Source organism: Lacisediminihabitans sp. (assembly GCF_036404185.1).
GTDB lineage: Bacteria > Actinomycetota > Actinomycetes > Actinomycetales > Microbacteriaceae > Lacisediminihabitans.
The window spans coordinates 1-9,917 of record NZ_DASWPB010000085.1; the positions used below are offsets into that span (position 1 = coordinate 1).

At 68.8% G+C, this 9,917-nt stretch carries 11 protein-coding genes; 5 read left to right on the plus strand and 6 right to left on the minus strand.

Features of this window, described 5'->3' with window-relative positions; translation table 11 throughout:
* Window positions 1-660 (plus strand): amidohydrolase family protein (locus VGC18_RS05315; RefSeq protein WP_331094985.1); only part of this gene is annotated, 660 nt, incomplete at its 5' end.
* A gap of 25 nt (window positions 661-685) precedes the next feature.
* Here VGC18_RS05315 and VGC18_RS05320 read toward each other — a convergent pair.
* From VGC18_RS05320 to VGC18_RS05345, 6 genes are all read right to left on the minus strand, one after another.
* Entirely contained in the window at window positions 686-1,084 is a 399-nt protein-coding gene (locus VGC18_RS05320) for a globin (RefSeq protein WP_331094987.1), read from the minus strand.
* Window positions 1,081-2,076 carry a mechanosensitive ion channel family protein gene (locus VGC18_RS05325; RefSeq protein ID WP_331094989.1) on the minus strand — a complete coding sequence of 332 codons (996 nt, stop codon included), beginning with the start codon at window positions 2,074-2,076 and terminating at the stop codon, window positions 1,081-1,083. The genes VGC18_RS05320 and VGC18_RS05325 overlap by 4 nt, the downstream gene beginning before the upstream one ends.
* Before the next feature lie 172 nt (window positions 2,077-2,248).
* Complete coding sequence (locus VGC18_RS05330) at window positions 2,249-3,103, minus strand: ABC transporter permease subunit (RefSeq protein WP_331094992.1); 855 nt, start codon at window positions 3,101-3,103, stop codon at window positions 2,249-2,251.
* Window positions 3,100-4,044: an ABC transporter ATP-binding protein gene (locus VGC18_RS05335; RefSeq protein WP_331094994.1), complete on the minus strand. Its 945-nt coding sequence runs from the start codon at window positions 4,042-4,044 to the stop codon at window positions 3,100-3,102. Before VGC18_RS05335 ends, VGC18_RS05330 begins: the two co-directional genes overlap by 4 nt.
* An 85-nt stretch (window positions 4,045-4,129) precedes the next feature.
* Window positions 4,130-6,673, minus strand: a complete 2,544-nt coding sequence (gene pepN / locus VGC18_RS05340; protein ID WP_331094996.1) for an aminopeptidase N — start codon at window positions 6,671-6,673, stop codon at window positions 4,130-4,132.
* 79 nt (window positions 6,674-6,752) lie between these two features.
* On the minus strand, window positions 6,753-7,442 hold the full coding sequence (locus tag VGC18_RS05345; protein WP_331094998.1) for a hypothetical protein: 690 nt from the start codon (window positions 7,440-7,442) through the stop codon (window positions 6,753-6,755).
* A gap of 203 nt (window positions 7,443-7,645) precedes the next feature.
* Here VGC18_RS05345 and VGC18_RS05350 point away from each other — a divergent pair, with 203 nt between their 5' ends.
* The 4 genes from VGC18_RS05350 to VGC18_RS05365 form a co-directional block, all read left to right on the plus strand.
* A complete protein-coding gene (locus tag VGC18_RS05350; RefSeq protein ID WP_331095000.1) occupies window positions 7,646-8,272 on the plus strand; it encodes a DsbA family protein in 627 nt (208 codons plus the stop codon).
* Window positions 8,273-8,330: 58 nt separating this feature from the next.
* Window positions 8,331-8,912 (plus strand): hypothetical protein, encoded by a 582-nt coding sequence (locus VGC18_RS05355; RefSeq protein WP_331095002.1) that lies wholly within the window; start codon window positions 8,331-8,333, stop codon window positions 8,910-8,912.
* 62 nt (window positions 8,913-8,974) lie between these two features.
* Complete coding sequence (locus VGC18_RS05360) at window positions 8,975-9,460, plus strand: ribose-5-phosphate isomerase (protein ID WP_331095004.1); 486 nt, start codon at window positions 8,975-8,977, stop codon at window positions 9,458-9,460.
* Window positions 9,461-9,468: 8 nt separating this feature from the next.
* Window positions 9,469-9,917 (plus strand): DNA-formamidopyrimidine glycosylase family protein (locus VGC18_RS05365; protein WP_331095006.1); only part of this gene is annotated, 449 nt, incomplete at its 3' end.

A 9,917-nucleotide genomic window follows, 5' to 3' on the forward strand; every position in this document is an offset into this window, starting at 1 on the left:
GTTCCGCCCGAGTTCGCTCGCGATCCGGCCGGCTATGTCGACCTCGTCACCGGCACGATGCTGGATGCCTGTGCTCCGCACTCCCGCTGGATCGATGTGTTCTGCGAGACGGGAGCGTTCGACGAGGAGCAGGCCAGGGCCATCCTCGTGGCGGGGCAGGCGAAGGGGCTCGGTGCCAGAATGCACGCCGGCCAGCTCGGGCCCTCCGGCGGGGTGCGGCTCGCGGTCGAGCTCGGCGCGGCGAGCGTCGACCACTGCACCTTCGTGACCGCAGCCGACATCGATGCCCTCTCCGGCAGTGACACGGTGGCCACCCTGCTCCCCGGTGCCGAGTTCTCCACCCGGCAGCCGTATTCCGATGCGCGTCGGTTGTTGGACGCCGGGGTGAGCGTGGCGATCGCCACCGATTGCAACCCCGGTTCGAGCTTCACCTCCTCAATGCCGTTCTGCATCGCCGTGGCGGTGCGGGACCTGGGAATGAGCCCCGCCGAGGCGCTGTGGGCGGCGACGGCCGGTGGGGCCGCCGCCCTCCGACGGGACGACATCGGGGTGATCGCGGAGGGCAAACGGGCCGACCTGGTCGTCCTGGACGCCCCGAGTTACGTGCACCTCGCCTATCGGCCAGGGGTGCCCCTGGTGCACCGGGTCTTCACCGTCTAGCGCAGACGCATTCGGCCGGCGCCGGCTACTCCTCGAAGGTGTTGACCATCGCGTGTGCGGCGCGGTCCAGATACGCCCAGAGCGTGGCATCGTCCAGCGGCGACAGCCCGAGCTCGTCGAGGGCGGCACGCATGTGCTTTAGCCAGCGATCCCGGGCATCCGGGTTGACTGTGAAAGGGATGTGCCGCATGCGCAGCCGCGGATGGCCGCGCTGCTCCGAGTAGGCGCCCGGGCCGCCCCAGTACTGCTCGAGGAAACCGGTGAGGCGCTGGATGGCGCCCTCCAGGTCGTCGGCGGGATACATCGGCAGCAGCACGGGGTCGGTCCGGATGCCCGCATAGAAGCTCCGAACCAGCCTCTCGAAGGTGGGCCGGCCGCCGATCCGCTCCCAGAAGCTCGTCTCCCCGGGATCGCTCTCGCTCACGGGCGTCTCTTCCTCGACTTGGATGTCTGGGGCGGGGTGATCGGGGTGGAGCCCGTGCGCGGCGGGTGCGCCCCGCGGACGCTCAGCGCCCCCTCGAATCCGCTGAGAACGACGCTGCTCAGGGTCGGCAGCCTGATCCCCATCTCGTCGAGCGCCGACTTGAGCCTGGCACGCAGTTCGCGGGCGACGTCGTCCTTCACTCCCGGCCGGGTCTTGACGACGAGGCGGATGACGATGGCATCGGCCGAGATGGACTCGATTCCCCAGATCTCGGGCTTCTCGAGGACGAGCGCGCGCCACTTGGGAATGGCGGTCATCTCGCGGGCGATGGCGAGCATCCGTTGCTGGACGGCCTCGACGTCGGCCTCGTAGGGGACCGCGAGGTCGATGATCACCCGTGCCCAGCCGAGCGACAGGTTTCCGATGCGGAGGATCTCCCCGTTCCTGACGAACCACACGGTGCCGTTGACGTCGCGGATCTGAGTGGTGCGGATGCCGACCGCCTCGACGACGCCGGTCGCCGGCCCCACATCGACCACGTCCCCGACCCCCAGTTGGTCCTCCATCACCATCGACAATCCGTTGAGGACATCCTTGACGATGTTCTGAGCGCCGAAACCGAGGCCGGCGCCGAGCGCGGCGGTGATCAGCGAGAACGCGCCGGTGATGTTCGGGGAGATCGTCGAGACGATGAGCAGGGCCGAGACGATCAGGATGACCACGGTGACGATGTTGTTGAGCACGCTGCCGAGGGTGCGGGTGCGCTGCACCGTCCGCACGGCGCTGAGCGGGGAGGTGAGCAGCGCCTGCGTGTCCTCGATGCTCTGGCGTTTCTTGACGCCGCTGACGATCCGCCGCACGATGCGATCGATGGCGAAGCGCAGGACCAGTCGCAGCACCAGCGCCACCACGACGATGACGATCACCCGGAAGAGCTTGCCGTACGCGGTCTCGCCGTTCGCGAGGTTCTGCCAGAAATCGGCCCAGGTCATCGGCGACCGCTCCGTGAGGCCGCTCCGCAGATCGTTTCCCGCATCCGTTTCGGCATGAAATCAGTGTAATTGGCGCGGTGTGGAGGTTCCTGCCCACTCGGCTGTCACGAACTGTCGTCTGAACGCATCCAGGGAGCAGTTGGTGACAGCCGAGTCACACGGAAGAGCGCTGTCAGGCGTCGCGTCGCTTCAGCAGCACCACGGCCGCCGCGAACAGCACGACGACCCAGCCGATGAGCACCAGCAGGCCCTGCCATGGCTCGAGGACGATCGTCCCCGCCGCGGCCTGGGCGGTCGTCCCGCTCGTGTAGGCGTACATCCTGCCGCCGGCGTCGCCGGGCAGGAAGGTGCCGAGGTTGCGCGCCCAGTCCGCGCGGGTGACCGCGGCGAGGATGCTGAGCACCGCGGGCAGGACAAGCACCAGTCCGAGCGAGGCGGCGATGCCGCCGGCGCTGTTGCGGATGATCGCACCGATCGAGAGCGACAGCAGGCCGATGAGCGCGAGATATCCGGCACCGCCGACGAGACCCCACCAGACGGCGGGGTCGCCGAAGTCGGGATGGACGCCCTTGCTCGGCAGCAGCGGGGCGGTCAGCAGCGCGGTGCCGATGATCGACACGAGGCCGATGACGAAGGTGGTCAGGCCGAAGACGATGGCCTTGGCGGTGAGGGCGGGCCAGCGGCGGGGGACGGCCGTGAGGGTCGAACGGATCATGCCCGTGCCGTACTCGCCGGTGATCATCAGTGCACCGAGCACGGCCGCCACCAGCTGGCTGAAGCCGATGCCGAGCGTCGCCACCTGCAGCCACAGGCTCTGCTGGCTGGCGTGATCCATGGTGCCGCTGCTGTCGAGGTTCACGGTCCCGGCGAGCAGGAAGCCGAGCCCGATCGTGATGACGATGATGATGAGGTAGCACCACAGGGTGGAGCGCAGCGTGCGCAGCTTGATCCACTCGGAGCGCAGCACGCCGCCGAAGCTGAGGCCGGAGGCCGCCGTGTGGGAGCGCGAAACGGGTGTTGTCGTCATCGGATGTCCGTTTCGGTCGTCTCTGCGGGGGAGTCCGGCGTGCCGGCGTGGTACTCGACCTCGTCCTGGGTGAGCGACAGGTAGGCATCCTCGAGCGAGCCGGCGACGGGCGACAGCTCGTGCAGCACAACGCCGGAGCTGGAGGCGAGCTCGCCGATGCGAGGTGCGGTGAGCCCGGTGACCTCGAGCAGGTCGGGTTCCGAGCTGGTGATGGTGACCTCCGGGCCCGCGAGCAGTGCGGAGAAGCGGGTGGCGTCCGGCGTGCGCACCCGCACGGCGGTGCCGGTGGCGAGGGCGACGATGTCGCCGACCGAGGCGTTGGCGATCACCTTGCCGCGCCCGAGCACGATGATGTGATCGGCGGTCTGCGCCATCTCGCTCATCAGGTGGGAGGAGAGGAAGACCGTCCTGCCCTCGCCGGCGAGGTGCCTGGCGAGGGTGCGGACCCAGATGACCCCTTCGGGGTCGAGCCCGTTGACCGGTTCGTCGAGGATGAGCGTGGCCGGGTCGCCGAGAAGCGCGACGGCCATGCCGAGCCGCTGTCCCATGCCGAGGGAGAAGCCGCCCACCCGCTTGCGGGCGACCGATTCCAGCCCGGTGAGGCCGATCACCTCGTCCACCCGCTTGCGGGGGATGCCGTGGGTTGCGGCGAGGGCGAGCAGATGATTGAGCGCGCTGCGTCCGGTGTGCACCGCCTTCGCGTCCAGCAGGACACCCACCTCGTGGAGGGGCGCCCGCAGCTTGGTGTACGGCCTGCCGTTGACGGTCACGCTGCCGGCGGTGGGCCGGTCGAGCCCGACGATGAGGCGCATCGTCGTCGACTTGCCCGCGCCGTTGGGACCGAGGAAGCCCGTGACGATGCCGGGGCGGACGGTGAAGCTCACGTCGTCGACGGCGATCTTGCTGCCGTAGCGTTTGCTGAGGCCGATCGCCTCGATCATAGGGTTACCTGCATGCCTTCACCTTAGCGAGACGGCGCGCACCGGCGGCAGAGGGTAATCCCCCGTTTCTCGAATACGGCTCGCCTCAGTCCGCGTCCCTCGCCTGCACCCTGAGCGCGCGCTCCACCCCGGCGAGGTTCTCGACGACGAGCCGGCGCAGGGCCGGGATGTCGTGGTTGTCGGCGAGCCAGGCCTTCGTCGCCTCGACGAGCTCCGGGGAGACGAGCGGGGCGGGGTAGAGCCCGGTCACGACGTATTCGGCGATCTTGTAGCTGCGGTTCTCCCAGATGTCCTTGATCGCGGCGAAGTAGGGCTCCACGAGCGGTTCGAGCACCGACGGGTCGTTGGTGTGTAGGAATCCCATGGTCGTGTTGCGCACGATCGCGTTGGGAAGGTCGTCCCGCGCCACGAGCGAGTCGAAGGCGGCACGCTTGCCCTCGACGGTGGGGATGGTGGCGCGGGCGCGCGCGGCCGCCTGCTGGCCGTTGGAGGTGTTGTCCCGCTCCAGCGCCGCGTCGATATCCGCCTCGCCTGCCGCGCCGACGAGGACGAGACCCTCCAGCAGCTCCCAGCCGAGGTCGGTGTCGATCTCGAGCCCCGGCAGACCGGCGCTGCCGTCGATCAGACCACGGATGGCAGCCGCGTGCTCCTCGGTCGAGGCGAGGGCGGCGAAGAACTTCACGAACTGGAACTGGGCGTCGGAGCCGGCCTCGGCCCCCTGGGCGAGCGCCCACAGCGCGTCTCCCGCCTCGCGGATGGTCCGTTCGCGCCAGGACGGGGCGACATAGCTCCGTGCCGCCGTCGCGAGCTGGGACAGCGTGGTGCGGATGGTCGTGCTCTCGGTCTCCGCGGCGATGTTGCCGAGCACGAGCCGCACGTAGTCGCTCGCGGTGCTCTCGCCGTCGCGGGTGGCGTCCCAGACGGCGCCCCAGACGAGGGAACGGGCGAGCGGGTCGTCGATGTCCGCCAGGTGCTCGATGGCCACCGCGAGCGAGTCGGCGTCCAGGCGGATCTTCGTATAGGCGAGGTCGTCGTCGTTGAGGAGCACCAGGGCCGGCTTCTCGAGGCCGACGAGGGCGGGGACATCCGTGCGCTCCCCGTCGACGTCGAGCTCCTCGCGGTGCGTGCGCACCAGCCTGCCGTCGCGGAGGGAGTAGAAGCCGACCGCGAGGCGGTGCGGCCGGATCGTGGGGTACTCCTCGACCGCGGACTGGAGGATGGCGAAGGAGGTGATGAGGCCAGCCTCGTCCGTCGTGATCTCGGGGCGCAGGGTGTTGACCCCCGCGGTCTCCAGCCACTTCGTCGACCAGTCGGCGAGCGAGCGGCCGCTGGTGACCTCGAGCTCCGCGAGCAGGTCGGCGAGCTCGGTGTTGCCGTGGTGGTGCTTCGCGAAGTACGCGGCGACACCGGCGAAGAAGGCGTCGATCCCGACCCAGGCGACGAGCTGCTTGATGACCGAGCCGCCCTTGGCATAGGTGATCCCGTCGAAGTTCACCTGCACGTCTTCGAGGTCGTTGATGGTGGCGACGACCGGATGTGTGGACGGCAGCTGGTCCTGGCGATAGGCCCAGCTCTTCTCCATCGCCTGGAACGTGGTCCAGGCCTCTTTCCATTCCGTGGCCTCGGCCGTGGCCATGGTGGACGCCCATTCGGCGAAGGACTCGTTGAGCCAGAGGTCGTTCCACCACTTCATGGTGACCAGGTCACCGAACCACATGTGGGCGAGCTCGTGCAGGATCGTGACGACCCTGCGCTCCTTGATGGCGTCGGTCACCTTGGAGCGGAAGACGTAGATCTCCGTGAAGGTGATCGCCCCGGCGTTCTCCATGGCGCCCGCGTTGAACTCGGGGACGAAGAGCTGGTCGTACTTGTCGAAGGGGTACGGGTAGCGGAACTTGTCCTCGTAGTAGGCGAAGCCCTGCCGGGTCTTCTCGAAGATGTAGTCGGCGTCGAGGTACTGGCTGAGGGACTTGCGCGCGAAGAGGCCGAGCGGGATGGTCCTGCCGTCGCTGCTCGTCAGCTCGCTGCGCACGACCGCGTACGGCCCGGCGATGAGCGCGGTGACGTAGCTGGAGAGGCGCGGGGTCGGATCGAACCGCCAGAGCGACCTCGACTCGTCGACCATCTCCGGCTGCGGGGTGGGGGAGTTGCTCACCACCGCCCACTCGCTCGGCGCGGTCACGGTGAAGGTGAAGCTGGCCTTGAGGTCCGGCTGCTCGAAGACGGCGAAGACGCGGCGGGAGTCGGGGACCTCGAACTGCGTATAGAGGTACACCTCGCCGTCGACGGGATCGACGAAGCGGTGCAGGCCCTCGCCGGTGTTGGTGTACTCGGCGTCGGCGTCGACCGTGAGCACGTTCTGTGCGGCGAGGCCGTCGAGGCGGATGCGCACGCCGTCGCTGACCTCGGTCGGGTCGAGCGAGACGCCGTTGAGGGTGACGGCGTGCACCGTGCGGGTGAAGGCGTCGATGAAGGTGGATGCTCCGGGACGACCCGTGAAGGTGACGACGGTGGTGCTGCGGAACACCTCGTCGCCGGTGGTGAGGTCGAGGGTGACGTCGTAGCTCGTCACATGGACGAGGGCCTTGCGCTCCTGTGCCTCGATACGGGTGAGGTTGTCTCCTGGCACCTGGGTGCTCCTTCTGCGTTCGACGGATTGTGTCCGACAGCCAGCCTACTGGCGCCGCGGCACCCTCCCCTTTCGCGGTTCAGGAGGCGGGTTCGAGCGCCCTCTCCCGGCTCGGCTCGGTGGCCGGCAGCGGTGCCCCCGGCCGTCCGGTCGCCGCGGGGCGGCAGCGCTCGATGACCGCGGTGAGGAGCGTGCGCATCCGTTCGTCCGGGTCGGCGATGCACGCCTCCGCGATGCCATCGACCGAGGTGCGGATGATCGCGACGGAGATGTCGGGGAGGAACCGCCTGTCCGATCCCTTCAGCGGACCGGTCCTCGTGATGAAGTCCTTCGCCCAGGATCGCGCCAGCGGGACCCGATCGAGCGCGCCGGCGAGCTCCGGCAGCAGCGCGGAGTCGGCGCCCAGCAGCTCCTCGCAGCGGACGAGGCCGGCGGCGAGCACCCGCTGGCGGCCCTCGCTGACGACGGGCAGGGCGGCGCTCGCGGCCTGGGCTGCGACGAGGAGGGCGGTGTTCTCGTCGCCGAGCAGGCCGACCACCGACGGGATGAGGGTGACCAGCTCGTTGCGCGCCGCGTCCGAGCTCCGGTCGTTCACCAGCCTGGCGAGCATGGCGATGGCGGGATGGGTGCAGGCCGGATGATCGCTCCAGCTCTCGCCGGCGAGCCAGGAGGCGTATTCCATGAAGCAGGCGCCCCGGCGTGGGCTGCGGTGCCGCCCCCTGGACAGCACCGGCATCAGCTCTGGCAGGTCTTCTGTGTGTGCGGACATCGTTCCTCCGGCCACTCGTCTGGACTGTTTTTCCCAGTGTGCAGTTTTCCCGTGTGCACTGTGTTTTCCAGTGTGCGCCGGCCTCGTCCCCGGCACCAGACCCCGCGGCGAATCGATCGCACAGAATGATGCGCCGAATGGCCCGCCGGAATCCTCGGACGGCTCGCCGGAATAACGGCGACGGGGGCGCGGTTGCCGACAGGGTGAATGCCACCGCCGCCGCCCAGACCCCCACCGCCGTCGATTTCTGGTTCGATCCGTCGTGCCCGTGGGCCTGGATGACCAGCCGCTGGGTCGATGAGGTCGCCGCCCAGCGCGACCTCGACGTGACCTGGCACGTCATGAGCCTCGCCGTCCTCAACGAGGACAGGGAGGTCGACGAGGCCCATCGGGCCTTCTTCCCGCGGGCGCTGCGCTACACCCGCCTCGTCGCCGCCGTGCGGGAGCTCCATGGGCAGGCGGCTGTCAAGCCCCTCTATGACGCCCTCGGCACGCGCATCCATCCAGGACACCGCACGGATGCCGAGACGATCATCGCCGAGTCGCTCGCCGAGGTGGGGCTGCCGGCGTCGCTGGCCGCGTACGCCGACTCCGAGGAGTACGACCCGCAGATGCGCGAGTCCCATTTCGACGGCATCGGCAGGGTGGGCCAGGACGTCGGGACCCCCGTCATCGCGATCGGCGACTACGCCTTCTTCGGTCCCGTGATCTCCCCGGCGCCGAAGGGCGAGCAGGCTCTCGCGCTCTGGGACGGTGTGGTCGCCCTCGCGAGCTACGACGGGTTCTTCGAGCTCAAGCGCTCGAGGACCCGCGGCCCGCTCTTCGACTGAGCCCCGCCGCGACCCACCGGGTCTGGCGGATGTCGGTGCTCGCTGCTACCGTGCCGACATGAAACAACGAGACCTCTTTCTGATGTCCGACGCGGCGTTGCGTGACGTCATCGACATGATCGACCTCGACCAGCTCGACCGGCACGTTCCGGCGGAGTGGTCGCGCAAGCCCGATCCCACCCTCAGGGACATCCTGGGGTACCACGCGTACGACGAGGCCTGGGTCCCCGACGTGCTGGCGGGCCGCACGGCCGAGGAGGTCGGCACGCGACACGACGGGGACCTGCTGGGCGACGACCCGATCGACAACTACGACGCGATCAACGACGTGGCCACCGACGCCGCGATGCGCGACCTCGATCCGGCGAAGATCGTGCACCTCAGCTACGGCGACTACCCGCTTGCCGACTACCTCGTCCACATCAGCACCTACCGCGCCTTTCAGGCCTGGTCGATCGCGCATTTCCTCGGCCTCGACTTCGAGCTGCCCGATGCGCTCGTCGACCTGCTCTGGGAGATCCTCGGGCCGCAGATCGACGAGTTCCGCGCCATGGGCGTCTTCCCTCCCGAGGTCGAGGCGCCGGCAGGGGCGAGCCGGGAGGTCCAGCTGCTCGCCAGGGTCGGGTACTGGGTGCCGTAGAAGATCACCGGTCCGGTGAAGATCACCGGTCCGGAGGGGACCGACGCGCTAAATTGGAGGGCATGCGCATCCACATCGCGACCGATCATGCCGGGCTGGAGTTCAGCGAGGATCTGCAGGCACACCTGCGGTCGGCGGGGCACGAGGTCATCGACCACGGGCCGAAGACCTACGAACCGCTGGACGACTATCCGAGCTTCTGCATCAACGCGGCGCGGGCCGTCGTCGCCGACCAGAAGGCGGGCATTCAGGCGCTCGGGATCGTCTTCGGCGGCTCGGGCAACGGCGAGCAGATCTCCGCGAACAAGGTGCTCGGCGCTCGCGCCGCGCTGGTCTGGAACGTCTCGACCGCGCTGCTCGCCCGGCAGCACAACGACGCGAACCTGATCGCGATCGGCGCCCGCCAGCACACCGTGGAGGAGGCAAAGCTGTTCATCGACACCTTCATCAACGAGCCGTTCAGCGGCGAGGAGCGTCACGTCCGCCGCATCGCGCAGCTCGCCGAATACGAGGCCACGGGCACCATCGCCGGCCACGAGATCGACTAGGCACCGGCGTGCCAGAGGGTCATTCCGTCCACCGCATCGCGCGCCAGTTCGCACTGCACTTCGTGGGGCATACGGTCGAGGTGTCGTCGCCGCAGGGGCGCTTCGCCGAAGGTGCGGCGCGGATCGACGGCCTCGAGATGACGGATGCCCGCGCTGTCGGCAAGCAGATGTTCCTCGAATTCGATCACTCTCTGTGGTTGTGCGTGCACCTCGGACTCTACGGAGCCTGGGACTTCGCCGGCGACATCACCGCGGACGCGACCACGGCATCCTCGAACGGTCGCATGGGGCAGACCAACCAGCGCGGCACGATCCTCGATAGGGACGCGGCCGAGGATTCGAACGCCAGCATCGGCGCACCGCGTCGCACACGACTGCGCATGTCGGAGCAGGAGAAGCTCGAAGCACCCATCGAAAGTTTTCCGCCGGAGCCGATCGGTGCGGTGCGGGTGAGACT